Annotated in this window: 19 protein-coding genes; 15 read left to right on the forward strand and 4 right to left on the reverse strand. The window is 60.0% G+C overall.

The features are described from left to right. Positions 1-339, reverse strand: a 339-nt coding sequence (locus tag LGH70_RS17560; protein WP_226188271.1) for a tetraacyldisaccharide 4'-kinase, incomplete at its 3' end; no start/stop codon positions are given. Between the two features lie 163 nt (positions 340-502). On the opposite strand from LGH70_RS17560, the gene LGH70_RS17565 reads away from it, so the two are divergent. From LGH70_RS17565 to LGH70_RS17585, 5 genes are all read left to right on the forward strand, one after another. Beyond that, positions 503-1,201 (forward strand): uracil-DNA glycosylase family protein, encoded by a 699-nt coding sequence (locus LGH70_RS17565; protein WP_226188274.1) that lies wholly within the window; start codon positions 503-505, stop codon positions 1,199-1,201. A gap of 21 nt (positions 1,202-1,222) precedes the next feature. Then, the gene (locus tag LGH70_RS17570; RefSeq protein ID WP_226188278.1) at positions 1,223-2,323 is read left to right on the forward strand and encodes a Nif3-like dinuclear metal center hexameric protein; all 1,101 of its coding nucleotides are present in this window, start codon (positions 1,223-1,225) and stop codon (positions 2,321-2,323) included. Then, on the forward strand, positions 2,313-3,065 hold the full coding sequence (locus LGH70_RS17575) for a zinc ribbon domain-containing protein (protein ID WP_226188282.1): 753 nt from the start codon (positions 2,313-2,315) through the stop codon (positions 3,063-3,065). The genes LGH70_RS17570 and LGH70_RS17575 overlap by 11 nt, the downstream gene beginning before the upstream one ends. Positions 3,066-3,148: 83 nt before the next feature. After that, positions 3,149-4,708 carry a DUF3808 domain-containing protein gene (locus LGH70_RS17580; RefSeq protein WP_226188285.1) on the forward strand — a complete coding sequence of 520 codons (1,560 nt, stop codon included), beginning with the start codon at positions 3,149-3,151 and terminating at the stop codon, positions 4,706-4,708. A gap of 54 nt (positions 4,709-4,762) precedes the next feature. Then, positions 4,763-6,046: an anthranilate synthase component I family protein gene (locus LGH70_RS17585; protein WP_226188288.1), complete on the forward strand. Its 1,284-nt coding sequence runs from the start codon at positions 4,763-4,765 to the stop codon at positions 6,044-6,046. 502 nt (positions 6,047-6,548) lie between these two features. Here LGH70_RS17585 and LGH70_RS17590 read toward each other — a convergent pair. Beyond that, positions 6,549-7,190 (reverse strand): chloramphenicol acetyltransferase, encoded by a 642-nt coding sequence (locus tag LGH70_RS17590; protein ID WP_226188291.1) that lies wholly within the window; start codon positions 7,188-7,190, stop codon positions 6,549-6,551. A gap of 69 nt (positions 7,191-7,259) precedes the next feature. Between LGH70_RS17590 and LGH70_RS17595 the strand changes: the two genes are divergently transcribed. The 9 genes from LGH70_RS17595 to groL all read left to right on the forward strand — a co-directional run bounded on the left by LGH70_RS17595 (position 7,260) and on the right by groL (position 16,240). Then, a complete protein-coding gene (locus LGH70_RS17595; RefSeq protein WP_226188294.1) occupies positions 7,260-7,955 on the forward strand; it encodes an HAD family hydrolase in 696 nt (231 codons plus the stop codon). Positions 7,956-8,296: 341 nt separating this feature from the next. Further along, positions 8,297-9,742 carry a tRNA (N6-isopentenyl adenosine(37)-C2)-methylthiotransferase MiaB gene (miaB, locus tag LGH70_RS17600; RefSeq protein WP_226188297.1) on the forward strand — a complete coding sequence of 482 codons (1,446 nt, stop codon included), beginning with the start codon at positions 8,297-8,299 and terminating at the stop codon, positions 9,740-9,742. Positions 9,743-9,793: 51 nt separating this feature from the next. Further along, complete coding sequence (locus LGH70_RS17605; RefSeq protein ID WP_226188299.1) at positions 9,794-10,111, forward strand: hypothetical protein; 318 nt, start codon at positions 9,794-9,796, stop codon at positions 10,109-10,111. Between the two features lie 38 nt (positions 10,112-10,149). Beyond that, entirely contained in the window at positions 10,150-11,475 is a 1,326-nt protein-coding gene (locus LGH70_RS17610) for a sigma-54 interaction domain-containing protein (protein ID WP_226188301.1), read from the forward strand. Next, complete coding sequence (locus LGH70_RS17615; protein ID WP_226188303.1) at positions 11,456-11,992, forward strand: LptE family protein; 537 nt, start codon at positions 11,456-11,458, stop codon at positions 11,990-11,992. The genes LGH70_RS17610 and LGH70_RS17615 overlap by 20 nt, the downstream gene beginning before the upstream one ends. 126 nt (positions 11,993-12,118) lie before the next feature. Then, positions 12,119-13,594 (forward strand): DUF8458 domain-containing protein, encoded by a 1,476-nt coding sequence (locus tag LGH70_RS17620; protein WP_226188304.1) that lies wholly within the window; start codon positions 12,119-12,121, stop codon positions 13,592-13,594. Continuing rightward, positions 13,595-13,996, forward strand: coding sequence for a preprotein translocase subunit SecG (gene secG, locus LGH70_RS17625; protein WP_226188306.1), 402 nt, complete (start codon positions 13,595-13,597; stop codon positions 13,994-13,996). It begins immediately after the preceding gene. Positions 13,997-14,269: 273 nt separating this feature from the next. After that, entirely contained in the window at positions 14,270-14,560 is a 291-nt protein-coding gene (gene groES, locus LGH70_RS17630) for a co-chaperone GroES (protein WP_135391854.1), read from the forward strand. Positions 14,561-14,602: 42 nt separating this feature from the next. Beyond that, entirely contained in the window at positions 14,603-16,240 is a 1,638-nt protein-coding gene (groL, locus tag LGH70_RS17635) for a chaperonin GroEL (RefSeq protein ID WP_226188308.1), read from the forward strand. Positions 16,241-16,343: 103 nt separating this feature from the next. Here groL and LGH70_RS17640 read toward each other — a convergent pair whose 3' ends face one another. Then, positions 16,344-17,669 (reverse strand): hypothetical protein, encoded by a 1,326-nt coding sequence (locus LGH70_RS17640; RefSeq protein WP_226188310.1) that lies wholly within the window; start codon positions 17,667-17,669, stop codon positions 16,344-16,346. 82 nt (positions 17,670-17,751) lie between these two features. Then, a complete protein-coding gene (locus LGH70_RS17645) occupies positions 17,752-19,494 on the reverse strand; it encodes a peptide MFS transporter (protein ID WP_226188313.1) in 1,743 nt (580 codons plus the stop codon). A 253-nt stretch (positions 19,495-19,747) separates the two neighbouring features. On the opposite strand from LGH70_RS17645, the gene pckA reads away from it, so the two are divergent. Beyond that, the gene (gene pckA, locus LGH70_RS17650) at positions 19,748-21,376 is read left to right on the forward strand and encodes a phosphoenolpyruvate carboxykinase (ATP) (protein WP_431357429.1); all 1,629 of its coding nucleotides are present in this window, start codon (positions 19,748-19,750) and stop codon (positions 21,374-21,376) included. Positions 21,377-21,380: the final 4 nt, after the last annotated feature.

Raw genomic sequence — 21,380 nt, forward strand, 5'->3', positions numbered from 1 at the left:
CACCTGGCCCCGAAAATCCTGGTAGTGCTGCAGGGGCTCGTCGCCGATGGTAGCGGCTGTGGCCGCGGCATCGGCGAGGCGGTAGCCGGTGGTCTGGCGGCCGTAGCCCCGGCTCAGGATGGCGGGGTGCTGCCCGGCCAGCAGGAGTTGGCGCACTACCCAGGCCACATGGGGCGTTTTGCCCGTGCCGCCCGCCCGCAGGTTGCCGATGCTGATAACCGGCACCGGAAAAGCCACTGATTCTTTCAGCCCGTTGTCGTAGAGCCAGTTGCGCACGCGCATCACCCCGGCGTAGAGCCAGGCGAAGGGCAGCAGCAAAAAGGCAAACGGATGAGGCATGGCAAAGCAGCGGAAGCGCGGAGCCGCAAAAGTACGCCTACTTCTTAAGGTACGAAACAATATGCGTGGCGGGCTGCGCATTCCCTGCGTTTGCGCCCTGGCCGCGGCAGCGCACTGCCACCGGCCGGGCATCTGCGTATGCCAGGGTTCTACCCTGCCCGCCATGTCCACGTTTGCCGACCGTCTGCTGCACTTTCTGACCTCTTTTCCGCTGCCCACCGGGCTGCCCGACGAGGCCACGGCCCTGAGCCCCTACCAGGAAGCCATGCCCCGGGAGCTGTTCACCCGCTTTGCCCGGCGCTATTACCACGACAACCAGCCCCGCATTGCCCTGCTGGGCATCAATCCCGGCCGCCTCGGCAACGGCCGCACCGGCGTGGCCTTCACCGACCCCGTAGCCCTGGCCGACCACTGCGGTATTGCCAACGAGCTGCCGCGCCACCGGGAGCTGTCGAGCCAGTTTGTGTACGAAGTCGTGCAGGCCCTGGGCGGCCCGACCCTGTTCTACCAGGACTTTTTTCTGGGTTCCCTCTACCCGCACGTGCTGCTGCGCCAGGGCCGCAACTACAACTACTATGACTCGCCGGCCCTGCTCAAGGCCCTGGACCCGGCCATTCGGCTTTCCTTGCAGCAGCAGGTGCTGGAAGTGGGGCTGGTGCGACGAGTGGCCGTGTGCCTGGGCCGACGTAACGGGCAGCACCTGCTCCGGCTGAATCAGGAGCTGCAGCTCTTCGACCAGATTCACGTGCTCGACCACCCGCGCTACCTGATGCAGTACAAGCGCCGCGACCTGCCCGCGCACGTGGCCCGCTACGTGGCAGTGCTGACGGCCTGCCGCAACCAGATTGCCGCCGCGCACTAGCGCCTTTCCTATCTTTGCCCCATGCCTACCGTTGCTGACCTCGCCCGCGCCCTTGAGCAAGTGGCGCCCCTCGCCTACCAGGAATCCTACGACAATGCCGGCCTGCAGTGCGGCGACCCGCAGGCCCAGGTCCGCGGCGTGCTTATTGCCCTGGACTGCACCCCGGCCATCATCGACGAGGCCCTGCGGCGGGGCTGCAACGTGGTAGTAGCGCACCACCCGGTAGTATTTCGGCCCCTGAAGCGCCTGACAGGGGCCAACGAGGTGGAGCAGACGTTGATCAAAGCCATCAAAAACGATGTAGCCATCTACGCGGCCCATACCAACCTCGACAACGTGCTGCCGGGCGTGAACCACAAGCTGGGCGAGAAGCTGGGCCTGGAAAACCTGCGCATTCTGGACCCCAAAGCCGGCACGCTGGGCAAGCTCATTACGTACGTGCCCACCACCCACACCGAAGCCGTTTTGCAGGCGCTGTACCAGGCCGGCGCGGGGCAGGTGGGCCAGTACTCCGAATGCAGCTTCCGCGTGGAAGGCACCGGCACCTTCACGCCCGGTGCGGGCACCACTCCGTTTATCGGCACCCGGGAGCAGCCCGAAAAAGTGCGCGAGGAGCGCGTGGAAGTTCTCCTGCCGCTGCACTTGCAGGGTGCCGCCCTGCGGGCTCTGCGGGCCGCTCATCCATACGAGGAAGTGGCCTACGAGCTGGTAAAGCTGGAAAATACCGACCAGGACGTGGGCTCCGGTATGCTGGGCGAGTTGCCCGAGGCTCTGTCGCCGGCCGAGTTTCGCCAGCGGCTGCGCACGGCCCTGGGCGTGCCCGTGGTCAAGCACACGGAATTTGATAAACCCATCAAAAAAGTGGCGCTGTGCGGCGGGGCGGGCAGCTTTCTAATCGGCACTGCCCGCCGGGCCGGGGCCGACGCCTTTGTCACCGGCGACCTGAAGTACCACGAGTACTTCGGGGCCGAGGGCCAGCTGCTACTCTGCGACGTGGGCCACTTCGAAAGTGAGCAATTTACCGGGGAAATCTTCCGGGATTTGCTTACGGCCAACTTTAAAAGTACTTTTGCGGTCTTAATTGCTGAGACCCTCACCAACCCTGTCCGTTATGATTTCTAATCCTTCCACGGAAACCACCGTTGCCAGTAAGCTGGAAGCCCTTCTGAACCTGCAGCGCCTTGACTCGCAGCTCGACGAAATTCTGCGCGTGCGTGGCGACCTGCCCGAAGAAGTGCGCGACCTGGAAGACGAAATTGCTGGCTACGAGGTGCGCGTGAGCAAATTTGACGAGGAAATTCAGTCCCTGAACGACCAGATCAAGCAGCGCAAGCAGAACGCCAAAGATGCTGACAGCCTCATCAAGAAGTATGAGGACCAGCAGCAAAACGTGCGCAACAACCGTGAGTACGAGGCCATTGCTAAGGAAATAGAGCTGCAGCGCCTGGAAATCCAGATTTCGGAGAAGAAAATCAAGGAGGCCCAGTATCAGATTGAGCAGAAGAACGCCGATATCGCCGGCACCAAGCAGCGCCTGGAAGAGCGCAAGAAGGACCTGACCAACAAAAACCACGAGCTGCAGACCATCGTGGGCGAGAGTGAAGCCGACGAGAAAAAGCTGCTCGACGAGCGCGAAGAGGCCGTGAAGCCCATCGAGGAGCGCCTGCTGACGGCCTACACCCGTATCCGCGGCAACGTGCGCAACGGGCTGGCTGTGGTAATGGTAAAACGTGACGCCTGTGGCGGCTGCTTCAACACCGTGCCACCCCAGCGCCAGGCCGACATCATCTCCCACAAGAAAATCATCGTGTGCGAGCACTGCGGCCGGGTACTGGCCGACGTAGACGTGAAGCCCCAGGCTTAAAACGTCCCCGCTCGTTCTTCGAACGCACCCCAAAAAAGGAACGGCCCGCAAAGTCGTTCCTTTTTTATTGCCCTTCCGCTGTCTTGCCTCACTTCCCGCCGCTCCTGCGCTTCTCTGTTTCCCTCCGGCTGCCGCTGCTCTGGCTGCTGGCGTGGCTGCTGGGCGCGGCCGCCCCGCCCCAGCACGACACGGCCACCGCACAGGCGCCGGAAGCAGCCACAGCAGCGGCTGTGAGCTTATCGCCCACGGCCCGGCGCGCCTACGCCGAGTTGCTGAAGCTGCGCGTGGAGCCGGCCCGGGCCATTTTGCGCGAGGAGCTGAAGCGGGCCCCCACCAGCGCCGGCACCCTGCTCGTAGCCGACTGCATCGACTTCACCGAGCTGATGATTTTGCAGAATGCCAGCCGCTACGAGGCCGTGGTGGCAGCCCAGGACCAGCGGCTGGCCCTGCTGGAAAAGTCGGCGGAGCGGGGCCCGCTGCGCGACTACGCCCGGGCCGAAATCCGGCTGCACCAGGCCGCCGCCCAGGTCACCTACCAGCACGAAATTCAGGGAGCCTGGAGCCTGCGGCAAGCATATCAGCAGCTGCAAAGTGTGGTAAAGCGCTACCCGGACTTCATCCCGGCCCGCAAAACCCTGGGAATGTGCCAGTTTATGGTGGGCTCGTTGCCCGAGGGCTACCACTGGTTTCTGAAGCTGCTGGGCATGCCCGGCAGCGTGGAGGCCGGCGTGCGGAACCTGCGCCTGGCCGCCCAGAAGCCCAACGACTTTCAGCCCGAAGCCCGCATTATCCTGGCCCTGGTGCAGGAAACCTATTACAAGCAGGGCGAGGAAACAACCCGGCTCGTGCAGCAGCTGGCCAGTCAGCAGCCCGACAATCTGCTCTATAGCTACCTGCTCCTCAGCCTCAACAAGCGCCTGCACCGTACCGACCAGGCCCTGGCCGCCTACCGCAGCCGCCCTACCGGTGCGGGCTACCTGCCCATTGCCTACCTGCACCACATGGCCGCCGATTTGCTGCTCTACCAGGGTCAGTACGCGGCTTCCATGCGCGCCAACCAGCAGTTTTTGCAGGAGTACCAGGGCGTGCACTACCGCAAGGATGCCGCCTTCAAGCTCTACCTGGCCGCTTGGCTCAGCGGCGACGCGGCCCTGGCCGAGCGCTACCGCCAGCAAATCAGCGCGGGCGGGCGTACCGTGGTGGAGGAAGACACCTACGCCCAGCGCTTTCTGGAAGACAAGCTGCCGCTGAACCGTACCCTGACCCGGGCCCGGCTCCAGATTGACGGCGGCTATTACCGGGCCGCCCTGGCTACCCTGCGCGGCTTTGCGGTGTCGGGGCTGCTGCGCGACCGGCTGGAGGAGCCCTACCGCCGGGCCCGCGCCTACCACGGCCTGGGCCGCCTGGATTCGGCCCGCCTGTTTTACACCCGCACCATTGCCCTAACCGGCAAGTCGCCGTACTACTTCGGGCCGCAGTCGGCGCTGCAGATGGGCTACCTCTGCCAGGCCGACGGACAGCTGAACCTGGCCCGGCTGTACTTCCAGAAGGCGCTCGACTCGCCCAAGCACGAGTACAAGAACAGCACCGACGCCAAGGCGAAAGTGGCGCTGGCGGGGCTGCCGGCGGCCAAAGTCCGGTAGCGGCTGGCTACTTTTGCAGCCCGCCGCGCTTTCCCGCTTTTTGCACTTTCCGTTTTGGCTGAAGTCATCCTCTTTGCTGCTCTTCCGGTTTCGGCCGATGAATTCCGGGCCCGGGCGCTGCACTGGGCCGCGCAGCAACCGTATTGCGCCTACTTCGAATCGAACGACCTGGCCTACCCCCACGGCACCTTCGAGCGGCTGCTGGCCGTTGCCGATGCGGCCGATGCGGCGCCCGGCTCCCTGGCCGACCTGCAGGCCTGGCTGCAGCAAGCAGCGCAGGGCCCGCGCTGTGGCTTCGTGACCTACGACGTCAAAAACGAGATTGAAAAGCTGCACAGCCGGCATTTCGACGGGCTGCAGTGGCCGGCCCTGCACTTTTTCGCACCCAAGACCTGGCTATGCTGGCAGCCCGACGGAGTAGAAATCCACGGAAGGACGGCGGGCGTCTTGGCGGCTATTCTGGCGACGGTACTTCCGGCCGATACGGCACCCCCGGTGGGCCCAATGCGGCCCCGTTTGCTTAAAAACGAGTATCTGGCGGCAGTAGAAGCTATTCGGGAAGACATTCTCGACGGGGAAGTCTACGAGCTAAATCTGTGTCAGGAGTTTTACGCAGAAAATGTACCGCTGGAGCCAGTGGACACGTTTCTGCGCCTGAATGCGGCTTCGCCTACGCCCTTCGCCGGCTTCTACAAATGGCAGGACCGGTACCTGCTCTGCGCGTCGCCGGAGCGGTTTCTGCAGAAAAAAGGGCCGCAACTGATTTCCCAGCCCATCAAAGGTACCATCCGGCGCGGCACCACTGCCGTGGAAGACGCGCAGCTGCGCGAACAGCTGCGGCACGACGAGAAAGAGCGGGCCGAAAACCTGATGATTGTGGATCTGGTGCGCAACGACTTGGCCCGCGTGGCCCAGCCCGGCACCGTGCGGGTGCCCGAGCTGTTCGGCCTCTACCCCTTCCGCCACGTCTGGCAGATGATTTCGACCGTAGAGGCCGAGCTACGCCCCGGCGTTGATGTGGTGGATATGCTGCGCGCCACCTTTCCGATGGGCTCGATGACGGGGGCCCCGAAAATCCGGGCCATGCAGCTCATCGAGCAGTATGAGCGCACCAAGCGCGGCCTCTACAGCGGCAGCCTGGGCTATATCTGGCCCGATGGCGAATTTGAGTTCAACGTCGTGATTCGCAGCCTGCAGTACCGCGCCGATACCGGCTACCTCAGCTTCCAAGTGGGCTCGGCCATCACCTACGACTCCGACCCGCAGCGCGAGTACGATGAGTGTCTGCTCAAAGCCCGCGCCATGCTTGAGGTGCTCGGAGCCGAAGTGGCGAGATAGTGAGATGGTGAGTTTGCTGCTCGTATGGTGCAAATAGCGCGGGCGGCTGTCGGCACATGCAACACTGGCAAACGCCCTGTAGGTGCCGACAGCCTATTCACAAGTAGAAAAATGCCCGCCTCCTAGGCAGTAAGCACCTTTGGAAGGCAGACTGCTCATACCGCCTAGGAGGCGGGCATTTTCGTATCTTATGTAGCCTCTGCCGCCTAGGCGGGAGGGATTTTTGTAAGTACACCAGTGCCTCCCGCCTAGGCGACGCGCACTTTGGGAGTTGCGCAAGCGCCTCCCGCCTACTCGGGAGGCATTTCTGGAGTTGTGCAAGTGCCTCCCGTCCGGTCGACAGGCACTTTTGGCAAATAGCAACTGACGTTGCATGTAGAGACGCATACTTGGGTCTCAATCGTCGTTTGCCTTGGGCCCGTGAGGGCGAGGCAGAACAACGAGGAGACGCGTGTATGCGTCTCCTTGTTGTTCCGACCACCGGTGCGCAACCAGCGTTTCCCTATTTCACCACCTCACCTCTAAGCCGCCGCTCGAAGGCCTGCAGAAACTGGCCCACATGGTAGCCGTCGGCCAGGGCGTGGTGCACGTTCACGGCCACGTTCAGGTAGGTGCGGCCGTTTTCCTGGTAGAGCTGGCTGAAGGAAATCTTGGGGCAGCTGTCGGGATGAGCGAAGCTGCGGGCGTGGGTCAGGCCGGTGAAGCGCACCCAGGGAATGGCCGAGCAGTGCAGCACGTCGACACGGCCGGTGGTGTCGCTCAGGCGCAGGCCGGTGCTGGTCTGCACCGCCTCGATTTCGGCCGTGGCCGCCGCCACGAAGCCGGCCAGCTCGTCGTGCTGCTCGATAAAGGAAAAGGCGAAGGTGTGGTCCGCGCGGCCCAACGTGGCCGAGGCGTGCACCCGGTCATACAAGTACACCTGCCCGTCTTCGATGCGGGTGCGAAACTCGGGTACCTCGTTGGCCGCCTGCACGGCGTGGTAGAGGTAGTAGAGGAAAAACGACACGCCCAGCCGCTTGGCTTCGGCCTGGGCGCCGGTGCAGTCCACGGGCGCCACCAGCCCGAAAAACGGTTCTTCAAAGGCCCCGAAGAAGGCGAAATGGTCGCGGCGGTTCCAGGTCGTCAGGTCGATAAGCTGTTTCATGGCCGGCAAGTTCGGTAACTTTACGGCCTCCGCTGGCCTTTCCGGCGGTTTTTCCTGACGCTTTCCGCCATGTCCGTCCCCTACCTGATTGCCTTCGACGCCGACGACACCCTGTGGTCCAACCAGCCCCACTTCGACCAGGTGGAGGCCCGCCTGCTCGACATCCTGGCTCATTGCGGCGACCCGGCCCGCATTACCGAGCAGCTCAACGCGGTGCAGCGCCAGAACATGAAGCTCTTCGGCTACGGGGCCAAGTCCTTTATGCTGTCCATGATTGAAACTGCCATCCAGCTTACCGACGGCAAAGTGACGGGCGTGGAAATCCAGCAGATTCTGGATATGGGCAAAGACCTGCTGCGCTACACCATCGAGCCGCTGCCGGGCGTGGTGGAGGTGCTCACCGAGCTGCGCCGCCGCGGCCACCGCCTGATGGTGCTCACCAAGGGCGACCTGTTCGACCAGGAAAGCAAGCTGGCCCGCTCCGGCCTGGGCGACTTTTTCGACTACGTGGAAATCGTCAGTGAAAAGGACGAGGCCTCCTACCAGCGCATCCTGGCCCGCTACAATGCGCTGCCGGGCGAGTTTTTTATGATCGGCAACTCGCTTAAGTCCGATATTCTGCCCGTGGCCCAGCTGGGCTTTCGGGCCGTCCACGTGCCATTCCACGCCACCTGGATATTCGAGCACGTCGACCCCGAGAAGCTCGAAGGCCTGGAGTTTCACGCCGTTACGGACCTGCGTCAAGTGCTTGATCTAGTGTGCTAATGTGTTGGAATGTGTTGGAATGTGCTGATGTGCTAATTGTCTGTCATCATTGTTGATCCTGTCATTCTGAGCTTTCGAAGGACCTTCCTCACCTGAGTGACAAGGCTCCATTCAACACGAAAAAGCCCTTTACCATCAGTGTGGTACAGGGCTTTTCACTAGAGGAAACGCAGCGCATTTCAGAGGACGGATGGCGTCGTCATACTTCCTAGCAATGACACGGAACTTCATTTAGCACCTCAGCACATTCAACCATATTCGCACATTAATCAAGCTCTGCCATTCTGTCATTTTGGGGCAAAAACCGTTACCTTTGCCCTCCTTCTGTGTTTACGATACCTATGTCTCAGCCTCTGCTCACCCTCGACTTTCTGGATACGCCCGCCGCACCCACTACGGCCGACCATCAACCGGCTCAGGATGTGCGCGTCAGCCCGGCCACCCGCACCGGCCGGCAGCGCAAGCTCTACATCGAGAGCTACGGCTGCCAGATGAATTTCTCCGACTCTGAAATCGTCTCCTCCATTCTCTTCGAGGAGGGCTTTGATACCACCGAGCAGCTCAGTGACGCCGACTTGGTGCTGCTCAACACCTGCTCCATCCGCGAAAAGGCCGAGCAGACCGTGCGCATGCGCCTCTCGCAGATCAACAGCCACAAAAAGCGCAACCCCGGCCTGCTCGTGGGCGTGCTGGGCTGCATGGCCGAGCGCCTGAAAAGCAAGTTCTTGGAGGAGGAAAAGCTCGTGGACCTGGTAGTCGGCCCCGACGCCTACCGCGACCTGCCCAACCTGATCCGGGAAGTGGATGGCGGCCAAAAAGCCGTGAACGTGCTGCTCTCCCGCGACGAAACTTACGCCGACATCACGCCGGTACGCCTCAACTCCAACGGCATCACCGCCTTTGTAAGCATCATGCGCGGCTGCGATAATATGTGCTCCTTCTGCGTGGTGCCCTTCACCCGGGGCCGCGAGCGGAGCCGCGACGCGCACAGCATCGTGCAGGAGTGCCGCGACCTGGTGGCCGAGGGCTACAAGGAAGTGACGCTGCTGGGCCAGAACGTGGACTCCTATAAGTGGACGTCGGAGGACGGCCTGGAGTTCGTCAATTTCGCCCAGCTGCTGGAGCGCGTGGCCCTCATCAGCCCCGAGCTGCGTGTGCGCTTCTCGACCTCCCACCCCAAGGACATCACCGACGAGGTGCTCTACACAATGGGCCGCTACGAGAACATCTGCAAGTACATTCACCTGCCCGCCCAAAGCGGTAACTCGCGCATTCTCAAGCTTATGAACCGCACCTACGACCGGCCCTGGTACGAGGATCGGGTGCAGGCCATCCGCCGCATCCTAGGCCCCGAGTGCGCCATCAGCACCGACATGATTGCGGGTTTCTGCTCCGAAACCGAAGAGGAGCACCAGGACACGCTCAGCCTCATCGACTGGGTGCAGTACGACATGGCCTACATGTTCTTCTACTCGGAGCGCCCCGGCACGCTGGCCGCCCGCAAGCTGGAAGACGATATTCCGCTGGCCGTGAAAAAGCGCCGCCTGCAGGAAATCATCGATTTGCAGCAGAAAAGCAGCGCCGCCCGCAACCAGCTGGCCGTGGGCAAAGTGCACCGGGTGCTGGTCGAGAACTTCTCCAAGCGCAGCGACGAGCACTTGAGCGGCCGCAACAGCCAGAACCAGGTCGTCATCTTCCCCAAGAAGCACTACCAGAAAGGTGACTACGTGAACGTGCTGGTGCACACTGGCACCGGCGGCTCACTCTTGGGCAACTCGGTGGAGTAGCTAATGGCAAGAAGAGCCAATCGAACAACAAAGAGAAGGTTTTTTTCGGCGTTGTTCGTCTTCATCAGGGAAAACCTGGGGTTTTCTCTGCTAGCCTTCATTGCTTTAGGTTTTATCCTGAAGAATGCAGTTCGTAATCAATTGTTGAACTCCCTCGGTGTAGAAACTCAAGCCGTTATCATCAGTCAGAAGAATTCTCTTGGCAATAACAACGTAGCGCGAGAGCTCACCTACTCATATTCCTTTTCAGTTGCAGGTAAAATCTATTCTGGCAATTCACTTTCTCCAGAATATCGAATAGGCGACTCAGTCAAAATCAAGTACGTACCGGCTTATCCAGGATTCAATGAAATACTGGCATCCGAATAAAGCCTGGCTATTTACCCTTTAGCAGACACTCCCCGACCTTGACACCTTCCGAAATACAATCCATCAAACAACGCTTCGGCATCATCGGCAACGCGCCGGCGCTGAACTACGCCATTCAGGTGGCCGCCCAAGTCGCGCCCACCGACATGACGGTGCTGATTTCCGGGGAAAGCGGCTCGGGTAAGGAATCTTTTTCCAAGATCATTCACGCTCTTTCGCCCCGTAAGCACGGGCAGTTCATTGCCATCAACTGCGGGGCCATTCCCGAGGGCACGATTGACTCGGAACTGTTTGGGCACGAGAAAGGCTCGTTCACGGGTGCCCAGGAAGCCCGCAAAGGCTATTTCGAAGTCACCAACGGCGGCACCATCTTCCTCGACGAAATCGGGGAAATGCCGCTCGGCACCCAGGCCCGCCTGCTGCGCGTGCTCGAAAACGGCGAGTTCATCCGCGTCGGCTCCAGCAAAGTGCAGAAGACCGATGTGCGCGTGGTGGCCGCTACCAACGTGAATCTGCTGGACGCGGTGCGCGAGGGCAAGTTCCGGGAAGACCTCTACTACCGCCTCAATACCGTCCCGATTACGGTTCCACCACTGCGTGAGCGAGGCGACGATATCTACCTACTGTTCCGCAAGTTCGCTACCGATTTTGCCGAGCGCTACCGCGTGAAGCCCATTGCCTTGAGCCCCGAGGCCGTGACAGAATTGCAGCGCTTCAGCTTCCCCGGCAACATCCGCCAGCTCAAGAACGTGGCCGAGCAAATGTCGGTGCTGGAAACTGAGCGCGACGTGGATAATGCCCGCCTGCGCCAGTACCTGCCCGCCGAGCAGAGCAGCCGCCTGCCCATGCTGCTGAGCGCCTCGGGCACTCACGGCGCCGAGGCTAACTCCTACTCGGAGCGCGACCTGCTCTACAAGGTGCTCTTCGACATGCGCCGCGACATGACCGACCTGAAGAAGATGGTGCTGGACATGGCCGCCGGGCAGCGCCCGGCCGAAGCCCAGGAGCTGCTGCGCCAGAACAGCCACCTGTTCAATAACCTGAACGTGGCGCCGGTATACGAAAACAACCGGCTGTCCCGTTCTGGCCCTGCCGACAATGGTACTGCGGACTATTTCATCACGCCGCGCCCCGAAATGACGGTGGAGGATGCCGCCACCTACGAAGACGAGCCGCAGCGGGTGGAAGACATTCCGCACGAAACCGAGGAGGAAACTCTTTCCCTGGAGGCCAAGGAAAAGGAGATGATTATGAAGGCCCTCAAAAAGCACCACAACAAGCGTAAATACGCCGCCCACGACCTGGGTATCTCGGAGCGCACCCTCTACCGCAAGCTAAAGCAATATGATCTGGAGCAATTATAGGAAGCTGGCCGCCTGGCTGGTGGTGCTGGCGTTTTGGCCCCTGCTGGCCGGCTGCAGCGTATATTCCTTCACCGGCACCAGCATCGACCCGTCGGTTAAGACCATTTCCATTCAGACGTTTCAGAACACGGCCAGCAACGGCCCTTCCTTTCTGGCGCAGCGCTTTACCGAGGAGTTCAAAGACTATTTCCAGCGCAACACCACGCTCAAGCTGGTACCGCGCAACGGCGACTTGCAGTTTGAGGGACAGATTGTAGCCTACGACTTTGCCCCGGCCGCTATTCAGAGCCAAAACGGCGTCGACCAGGCCGGGGTGAACCGCCTCACCATTCAGGTGCGGGTGCGCTACACCAACACCCAGGACCCCAAGCAGGACTTCGAGCAGACGTTCCAGAGCTACGGCGACTTCCCGGCCACCCAGGATATTGCCCGCATCAACAACGACCCCGTGGCCCTGCGCCGCATCATGCTCAACATCATCACCGACGCCTTCAACAAGTCGGTAGCCAACTGGTAAACCTGGCTTAAACTAGCTGTTTTGCCGGCCGCGTGGGTTTCCTGCATAAATTGATGCACTTTTGCCGCCCCGCAATCATCCGGGCTGGCCTCAGCAGGGCTCTTTCTCCCATTACCGTTTCCGTCTATGACCCGCGCGTCGCTGTTGCACATTCTTGATCATGTAAGCGCTATTTCGGAAACCGAAATTCGTGAACTGGAGCAACTGGCGGCGGCTTTTCCTTACTGCCAGACGGCCCACGTACTGCTGGCCAAAGCCGCCCACGATCAGGGCAGCATGCTGGCCGGCCAGCGGCTGCGGCGGGCCGCTACCTACGCCGCCGACCGGCAACTGCTCCGTCAGCTTATCGAGCAGCCGGCCGCCGTTGCCACCCCGCATGTTGCCCCGGCCGAAATCGTCAGCCCCACCGTGCAGGAGCAGGCCCCCGAAGCAGCTAACGCTTTTATCCCGGCCACTGCCGACGCTACGCCCGTTGAGGAACCAGCAGTTGAGGTGCCGTCCGTGGACGAGCTGGCGCAAACCCAGGCAAGTGAAGCCGATGTAGCAGAAGCACCGGCTGCGCTGCCACTTACGGCGCCCGTTGACCTACCCGCGCAGGATGAAGAGTTGTCAGCCCTGGAGGAGGATGAGCAGCCGGAACCAGCCGCTGTTTCCTCACCCGATTATGAAGGGGAAATGGCGCTGGAGCCCAGTACGGAAGCAACGGTTGAAACCAGCCTTAGCCCAAAACCTACCGCGCCGGAAGGCACTTCGGAAGCAGAAGTGTTACTACCCGAGCTGGTCACTGAGCAGAGCAAGCAGGAAGAAATGGAGCCAATTTTCGATGCTCCCGAGCCCGCAGAATCAGTTGAGCCGATTAGCGGTAACCTCGCTTCTAATCAGGAGGTTATTTCGGACGCCCAGAAAAAAAACCCAGAACCGGCAGCTGATGAGCTACCGAAGCTGGCACAGGATGAGGCTGCGGCGGTAGAAGCTACTGATGACGACATTCTGCCGCCGGTGGCTCCGCCTATTCGGCCGCCGGTGGAAGTGGGTTCTTCCCGCTTCGAGTTCGGTCTGGGCCTGCCCGAGCCGGCCGACACGGTAGTTTATGAGTTGCCGGTACTGGAAGAAGACACCGGCGTTATCGACGCGCCGGTAGTTGCTGCTCCGGGCTTCCGGGGCGACGAGCACATTGGCTATGCCCTGGGGGGCGGCAGCCGACTGGGATTCTGCCTGCAGGTCGCCGACGAGCTGACCTTCGCCCTGCCCGACACGGCATTCTTTGCCCCCGATGCGCTGCTGCACGAGCAGGCCCCGCGCTACCAGCCGGCCCCGCCGCCCGCTCCGTCGCCGTTCGACCTGATCAATAAGTTCTTGCGCAACCAGCCCCGGCTGCGCACCCCGGCCGTGCTGCCCGCCACGGCCGAGGAACAGGCCGATTTGTCGGTCCGTAGCACGCAGGGCGTGCCTGATATTGCCTCCGAAAGCCTGGCCAAAATCATGGTACAGCAGGGCAAGATCCACAAGGCAATTGAAATATATGAGCGGCTAATGGTGCGCCAGCCGGAAAAAAAGGCGTATTTTGCCGACCAAATTCAACAACTGAAATCTACCGAGTAAATGTATTACGCTCTCATTGGCCTGATTCTCTTTGTATGCTTGCTGCTGGCGCTGGTAGTGCTGGCCCAAAACCCTAAAGGTGGTGGACTGTCGAGCCAGTTTGGCTCGGGCGGCGCAGCCAACCTGATGGGCGTAAAGCGCACCGGTGACTTGTTGGAGCGCCTCACTTGGGGCTTCGCTATCGGCCTGATGGTCCTGACCCTGGGCACGCACGTGCTCAACGGCACTTCCAGTGCTAGCGGTCCGGTTCGCAGCGTAAACCAGCAGCGCGCGCTGGAAGCCAAACTGCCCACGGCTCCTGCTGCCCCTGCCCCAACCGCCCCCGGCGCCGCTACGGCTCCCGGTGCAGCGGCTCCTGCCCAGCAGCCTGCCACTCCAGCCACGACCCCGCCCGCCGAGTAAGCACTCCGGCTTTACCAGATCTTACAAAAGCCGCTGGCTCCTTTTTGGAGTCAGCGGCTTTTGCTTTTCTGCCTTATTCGGTAGCCAGCGCAATCAGCTGTTAGTCCTGCTTTTTTGCCCGCTACCCTGACACGTGGGCACGCTACGGGGAAAAGCTGACGCTAAATAGGGCTTAAACGTGTTCATTCTGTCAGGTTCGGGGAGGCTGGCACAAGAAGTGTTGCCTGCGGCACAGGTTCATTTCAACCAACCCTTTCAACCAAAACGAACAATATGTCACTAAGCATGAAACCGCTGGCGGACCGCGTCATCATTGCACCGGCTGCTGCTGAGGAAAAAACCAAATCGGGCATCATTATCCCCGATACAGCAAAAGAGAAGCCCCAGCGTGGCGAAGTAGTGGCTGTAGGCGAAGGCAAAGTGGCCGACAGTGGCACGCTGATTCAGCCGCAGGTAAAAGTGGGCGACCAGGTCCTGTACGGCAAGTACGCCGGTACCGAAATCACCGTGGATGGCCAGGACTACCTGATCATGCGCGAGTCGGACATTTTCGCCGTCCTGTAAATCACCCTTCCCTTTCCGAATTCATCCTCTCTGTTAAATACGATGGCTAAGAACATCCAATTCGATACCGATGGTCGCGACAAACTGAAGCGCGGCGTAGACAAACTGGCGAATGCCGTGAAAGTAACCCTGGGCCCTAAAGGCCGCAACGTGGTTATCGACAAGAAATTTGGCGCGCCTACCATTACCAAGGACGGGGTAACCGTAGCCAAGGAAATTGAGCTGAGCGACCCAATCGAGAACATGGGCGCCCAGTTGGTAAAAGAAGTAGCTTCCAAAACCGCCGACCAGGCTGGTGATGGCACCACTACTGCTACCGTACTGGCCCAGGCCATCTACGCGGCCGGCTCGAAGAACGTAGCTGCTGGTGCCAACCCTATGGATCTGAAGCGGGGTATCGACAAGGCTGTGAAGGCCGTAGTTGAAAACCTGAAGCAGCAGTCCAAAAAAATTGAAAACTCGTCGGAAATTGCCCAGGTAGGCGCTATTTCGGCCAACAACGACATGGAAATCGGCCAGATGATTGCCGATGCCATGGACAAAGTGGGCAAGGAAGGCGTTATCACCGTGGAAGAAGCCCGCGGCACTGAAACCGAAGTAAAAACGGTGGAAGGCATGCAGTTCGACCGTGGTTACCTCTCTCCCTACTTCGTGACCAACCCGGAGAAAATGGAGGCCGAGTTCGACAACCCTTACGTGCTGATCTACGACAAGAAGGTGAGCACCATGAAGGAGCTGCTGCCCGTGCTCGAGCAAGTTGTGCAGACCGGTAAGCCCCTGGTTATCATCTCGGAAGACGTAGACGGCGAAGCGCTGGCTACGCTAGTAGTAAACAAGCTGCGCGGCTCGCTGAAAATAGCGGCCGTGAAGGCTCCCGGCTTTGGCGACCGTCGCAAGGCCATGCTGGAAGACATTGCCGTCCTGACCGGTGGTACCGTTATTTCGGAAGAGCGCGGCTACAAGCTCGACAGCGCTACGCTGGAGTACCTGGGCACCGCCGAGAAAATCATCATTGACAAAGACAACACCACGATTGTCAACGGCAAAGGTGAGAAAGAGACCATCACGGCTCGTATCAACGAAATCAAAGGCCAGATCGGCACCACTACCTCCGATTACGATAAGGAGAAGCTGCAGGAGCGCCTGGCCAAGCTGTCGGGTGGTGTGGCCATCCTCTACATCGGTGCTTCCACGGAAGTAGAGATGAAGGAGAAGAAGGACCGCGTCGACGATGCTCTGCACGCTACCCGCGCTGCCGTGGAAGAAGGTGTAGTGCCCGGTGGTGGTGTTGCCCTGGTGCGTGCGCTGGATTCCCTGGAAGGCGTTGACACGATCAACGGCGACGAGCGGACCGGTGTAAACATCATCCGCACGGCCATCGAAGCTCCCCTGCGTACCATCGTAGCCAACGCCGGTGGCGAAGGTTCGGTAGTAGTTCAGAAAGTGCGCGAAGGCAAAGGCGACTACGGCTACAACGCCCGCGAAGACCGGTACGAAAACCTGATGGCGGCCGGCATCCTCGACCCCACCAAGGTAACGCGCCTGGCCCTGGAGAATGCCGCTTCTATTGCCGGCCTGCTCCTGACCACCGAGTGCGTAATCTCGGATGAGCCCGAGAACGAGAAAGACAGCCATGGCGGTGGCAACCCCGGCATGGGTGGCATGGGCGGCATGATGTAATCAAGCCCGCCTGAGCTAGCTGCTCTAGAGTAGAAAAGCCCCGCTGGACATTGGTCCGGTGGGGCTTTTCTTATGAGGGCAATGCCTTTATCTATCAGGCGGGCTAATAGGGCCAGATGCTAGCGACTAGGCCCGCAACCAGCTCGGCTGCTACGGTGCTAAGAACCAAGCAGAGCGCCATCAGGCGGGCTCTGGTAGTAGCCGGGCCGTAGAGACTAATCAGAATTGGGAGTAAAAAGAGTAAGCAGATTATGGCCGTATGCAGCGGCAACGTGGCGGCCAGCCGCTCAAATTGAAAAGCGCTTAATCCCGCGCCCACCTCAAAATACTGCAGCAGTACCAGCAACACCGGAATAGCTCCAACCCCGGCTAGAATCAAACCGGCATTCCACAGTCGGTAGCCGCCAGTTGCCTGAGGTTCCCAACGCGTCCACAGAAACAACCCCAGCAGGGCACCCATCGGCACCAAGCTCCATATCATCAGTTGCCTTGGTTCGGGGGCAACGGTATAACCGGCCTTGGTGACTACAGCCAGCAAAAGGCTCAAGCCAAATACCCCCAGAATTTGAACAAGTAGCTTCCGGGGAGCAGGTTGCGTCTCTTCACCAGCGCGGGGCGTAACAGTTGACCACGCCAGGTAGCCTAGGGTACCCAAGAATAAGCTTCCTAGTAGCACAGTCAGCATTTTAGCTGAGCCACCCGCGGCCCTCAGTATAAGAATCAGCCCAGGGAGCACGCCCCAGTACTGCCGGATCAAGGACTTAGAGCTTACGGATGGCGCCGGGGGCAACAGGTAGCGGTAGCGCACTAGCAATAGTACCAACAAAGCTGCCAGGCAGCCAGCACTACCCAGAATCCATCCTGCTCCGAAGCGGCCTACAACTGTCCCTATGACCAGGGGCAGGATAATGCTGGCCAAGCCGGCAACCAAGCGTATCAGTAGAAAGTCCCGGGCCAAGGTGCGCAAAGAAAATCGGCCTAGCCCTGCTACTGCTACGAGCAAGCCGGGCAGCAGCAGGCCGGCCCCCATAGCGGGCAGCGCCAACAGCATCGGCAAAAGCACACTATCGTTTCCACCGAAAGCGGCTGGCCTAGCCCAGAAAACACCAGCCAAAGCCCCGAAGCCAATTGCTACCAGCAGCGCCCCAACCAGTAGCGTCCGCCGCACTCCCCAGTACAGATCTGCTACCCATCCACCGACTAGCAGCATACTGGCATTAAGCAGGGAAAATCCAACGAGCAGCTCTTGCGTGGAAGATACGCTATACCCCAAGGGAGCCAGCAAACCCAGCGCTAAGCCGGTTTGAATAGTCCCCATGCAAAGGCGTTCCAGGAGGGCAATTGCCAGCAGAACCCCCAGCGCCCAGCGTGGATGCACCGGGGTGGAAACTGATACTTCGGGGGTAACTAAGAGAGTAGAGCTCATCATATAGTTGGCGGACTAGGTCAAGAAAAAGCCCCACTGCTGAAAAACAGTGGGGCTTTTTCTTGTCACGGGAAGTAGCAGAAGCTTAAGCCTGTGGCGTCACAGGCTCCTCCATCATGGTATACAGGCGCTTGTAGATAAAGAACAGAATGAGCGACGCTACCGCCGACAAGCCCACGAAAATCATGAAGAAGTCGTAGAGGCTGGTGATCTGGAAGCCCAGGAACGAAGGCCACATCGACGTCAGCTCCAGCGCCTTCAGCTTCGCCGCTAGGTCGACCGTAACCTGGGAGCTGCCGTTGAGGATGGCAGGCAGGTTAATGCCTTCCTTAGCCGCTTTGGCAAACTCGGCGGGGCCGGGAGGATACAAGCCCGAGAGTACGCCAGCCAGCTTGTTGCCGGCAGCAGTAGCCAAGAACCATACGGCCATCAGCAGGGAAGCAAAGCGGGCCGGAGCCAGCTTGTTTACCAGAGCCAGACCGATGGGTGACAAGCACAGCTCGGCGAAGGTATGCACCAGGTACATGGTAATCAGCCAGAACATGCTCACCTTGGTATTAGCATCTACACCTTTCACGCCGAAGGCAATGATGAGGTAGCCAATGGCCATCAGCATCAGGCTAAAAGCCATTTTCAGCGGCGACGAAGGCTCAGTACCCCGCTTGCCCATCCAGGTCCAGAGCACGGCGAAGATGGGAGCAAACACGATGATGAACAGCGCGTTAGCCGACTGGAAGTACGAAGCCGGTACTACGCGGCCCATCAGGTTGCGGTCGGTTTGCTCGTCGGCGAAGAAAGTAAGCGAGGCGCCAGCCTGCTCGAAGGTGCCCCAGAAGAAGATTACAAAGAAGCTCAGAATGAAAATAACGTAGATCTTCTGCTTCTCGCGGCTGGTCAATGATGGGTCGGTGAGGATGGTAATGGGGGCAACAATCATGGCCGAGAATACCAGCGCACCAATCCAGTCGCGGTCCATAATCCAGGCAATGGCGGCATATACCACGGCAAACAGGCCGATGAGCATGGGCAGCTTGCTGGCGAAGCTCTTGGCAGCGGGCTGGGCAATGGTTTCGGAGCGCACGGGGCTGTCGGTTTGCACCGGCACCACGGGCGAGTGCTCTACGGCACGTTCGGGCTTAGCGCCCAGCGGAGCACCTTCGGAAGTCACCACGTACTTGTTTTTCAGCAGCTCGAAGGTGAGGCTACCGATGAGCATGCCAATACCGGCGGCCAGGAAGCCCCACTTAAAGTCGGCGGGGTTGTCCGTGTCGCCCAGTGTACCGCAGACCAGAGGCGAGAAAAACGCGCCCAGGTTGATGCCCATGTAGAAAATGGTATAGGCCGCGTCGATACGGGAGTCGCCTTTGGGGTAAAGCGAGCCGACCATCGAGGAAATGTTGGGCTTGAAGAAACCGTTACCAAAAATCAGGCAGCCCAGACCCAGGAAGAACAGCAACAGCTGCAGCTGCGGGGCCGACGTCTGGCCGGCTCCGTACATCGAAGCCGAGAAAAACAGGGCAAACTGCCCGGCAGCCATCAGCAGACCGCCCACCAGAATGGATTTGCGGTTGCCCCAGTAGCGGTCGGCCATGTAGCCGCCCAGCAACGGCGTGAGATACACTAGGCTGGTATAGTTGCCATAAATGAGCGAAGACATCTCCTTGTTCATCAGGAGGGCCTTGATCATATAAAGCGACAACAGGGCGCGCATGCCATAATAGCTGAAACGCTCCCACATTTCGGTAGCGAAGAGCACATACAGGCCCTTGGGATGACCAGTCGACGCGGGCGTAGTGGGTTGCTCGCGTACGGCGGAGGCTGTTTGCATGAAGGGGAAATAAAGGTGAAGGGAGAAAGAAAGACCCGCTGGCACATGCCAGACGGGGGTTGGTAAAGCTACAAAACTTTCGCAATTGGTAACCGTAAGGGCATTTTTCCCCTAATCACGCCGGACTTTAGCGAATTTTCGCTAAATTTTCTCATAAACTAACAGGTGTAAGCCCCTGTATCGGTTTTTTGTCTATTTTTGTCCTGCAATTCCCCCATCTCCCACCCACTTTTATCCCGTTTTCGGCCCCATGATGGATACTGCCGCTACCACCTCTCTCCGCAATCGTTTGCAGCCCCTGGGCTTCGACCAAACTGGCGAAGTACACCTCAACTTAACGCCGGCTGAGCTTGTAGAACACGCTCTGCGCCGTGGGGAAGGGACCCTCACCGACACCGGTGCCCTGATGGCCGACACCGGCAGCTTCACCGGCCGCTCCCCCAAAGACCGCTTCGTGGTAAAGGATGCCAACACCGCGGAATCAGTGTGGTGGGGTGACATCAACATTCCTTTCGAAGCCGATAAGTTTGACCAGCTGCACACCAAAATGGTGCAGTACCTGGCCGATAAGGAACTGTATGTGCGCGAGGCGTACGCCGGTGCCAACCCCGACTATCAGCTCAAGCTTCGCGTAGTAAATGAGCTGGCGTGGCACAACCTGTTTTGCTACAACATGTTCCTGCGCCCCGAAGCCGGGGCCGACACTTCCTGGCTGCCCGACTTCACCATTATCTGCGCCCCTGGCTTTGAGGCCGATCCGGCCGTAGACGGCACCCGTCAGGCGAACTTCGCTATCCTGAACTTCACCAAGAAGATGATTCTGATTGGCGGTACGGGCTACGCCGGTGAAATGAAGAAAGGTATTTTCGGCGTGTTGAACTACCTGCTGCCCCACGAGCACAACACCCTGAGCATGCACTGCTCGGCCAATGTGGGTGCTGAAGGCGACACGGCCGTATTCTTTGGCCTCTCGGGCACGGGCAAAACGACGCTGTCGGCGGACCCGAACCGCGGGCTGATTGGCGACGACGAGCACGGCTGGACTCCCGATGCCGGTATCTTCAACTTTGAAGGTGGCTGCTACGCCAAGGTTATTGACTTGAGCCGCGAGAAGGAGCCCCAGATCTGGGACGCCATCAAGTTTGGCTCCATTGTCGAGAACACGCGCTTTGTTCCCGGCACCCACACCGTGGACTACGCCAACAAGTCGGTGACGGAAAACACCCGCACGGCCTACCCTATCAGCTACATCGACAATGCCATTGAGCCATCGGTAGCCGATGCGCCCAAGAACATCTTCTTCCTGACGGCCGATGCTTTCGGCGTGCTGCCTCCCATCAGCAAGCTGGACAAGAGCCACGCTATGTACCACTTCATGAGTGGCTACACGGCGAAAGTAGCCGGTACGGAAATGGGCATCACCGAGCCCCAGACGACCTTTTCGGCCTGCTTCGGCGCCGTGTTTCTGCCCCTGCACCCCACCAAGTACGCCGAGATGCTGGGCCAGAAAATGGATGAGAACCCCGACGTCAACGTGTGGCTGATCAACACGGGCTGGACGGGCGGCTCCTACGGGGTAGGCTCGCGCATGAAGCTGGGCTACACCCGGGCCATGATTACGGCGGCCCTGAACGGGGAGCTGAACGAAGTAGCCTTCACTAAGCACCCCATCTTTGGCGTTGAAGTTCCCGCTTCCGTGCCCGGCGTGCCCACCGACATCCTGGACCCCCGCAACACCTGGTCGGAGAAAGAAGCCTATGACAAGACGGCCGCTTCCCTGGCCGAGAAGTTTGTCAATAACTTCCGCAAGTACGCGGACTTCGCCAACGAGGAAATCCTGGCGGGTGCGCCCAAAGTAGCCGAAGCCACCGTGACGGCGTAAGCAC

This window comes from Hymenobacter nitidus, from assembly GCF_020447315.1.
Classification (GTDB): Bacteria; Bacteroidota; Bacteroidia; order Cytophagales; family Hymenobacteraceae; genus Hymenobacter; species Hymenobacter nitidus.

Bases quoted from the DNA above. Each gene is read 5' to 3' on its own strand.
- LGH70_RS17565 (WP_226188274.1), top strand. From the start codon at position 503: ATGTCCACGTTTGCCGACCGTCTGCTGCACTTTCTGACCTCTTTTCCG.
- LGH70_RS17575 (WP_226188282.1), top strand. From the start codon at position 2,313: ATGATTTCTAATCCTTCCACGGAAACCACCGTTGCCAGTAAGCTGGAA.
- LGH70_RS17590 (WP_226188291.1), bottom strand. From the start codon at position 7,190: ATGAAACAGCTTATCGACCTGACGACCTGGAACCGCCGCGACCATTTC.
- LGH70_RS17570 (WP_226188278.1), top strand. From the start codon at position 1,223: ATGCCTACCGTTGCTGACCTCGCCCGCGCCCTTGAGCAAGTGGCGCCC.
- LGH70_RS17620 (WP_226188304.1), top strand. From the start codon at position 12,119: ATGACCCGCGCGTCGCTGTTGCACATTCTTGATCATGTAAGCGCTATT.
- LGH70_RS17615 (WP_226188303.1), top strand. From the start codon at position 11,456: ATGATCTGGAGCAATTATAGGAAGCTGGCCGCCTGGCTGGTGGTGCTG.
- LGH70_RS17640 (WP_226188310.1), bottom strand. From the start codon at position 17,669: ATGATGAGCTCTACTCTCTTAGTTACCCCCGAAGTATCAGTTTCCACC.
- pckA (WP_431357429.1), top strand. From the start codon at position 19,748: ATGGATACTGCCGCTACCACCTCTCTCCGCAATCGTTTGCAGCCCCTG.
- LGH70_RS17645 (WP_226188313.1), bottom strand. From the start codon at position 19,494: ATGCAAACAGCCTCCGCCGTACGCGAGCAACCCACTACGCCCGCGTCG.
- groL (WP_226188308.1), top strand. From the start codon at position 14,603: ATGGCTAAGAACATCCAATTCGATACCGATGGTCGCGACAAACTGAAG.
- groES (WP_135391854.1), top strand. From the start codon at position 14,270: ATGTCACTAAGCATGAAACCGCTGGCGGACCGCGTCATCATTGCACCG.
- LGH70_RS17595 (WP_226188294.1), top strand. From the start codon at position 7,260: ATGTCCGTCCCCTACCTGATTGCCTTCGACGCCGACGACACCCTGTGG.
- miaB (WP_226188297.1), top strand. From the start codon at position 8,297: ATGTCTCAGCCTCTGCTCACCCTCGACTTTCTGGATACGCCCGCCGCA.
- secG (WP_226188306.1), top strand. From the start codon at position 13,595: ATGTATTACGCTCTCATTGGCCTGATTCTCTTTGTATGCTTGCTGCTG.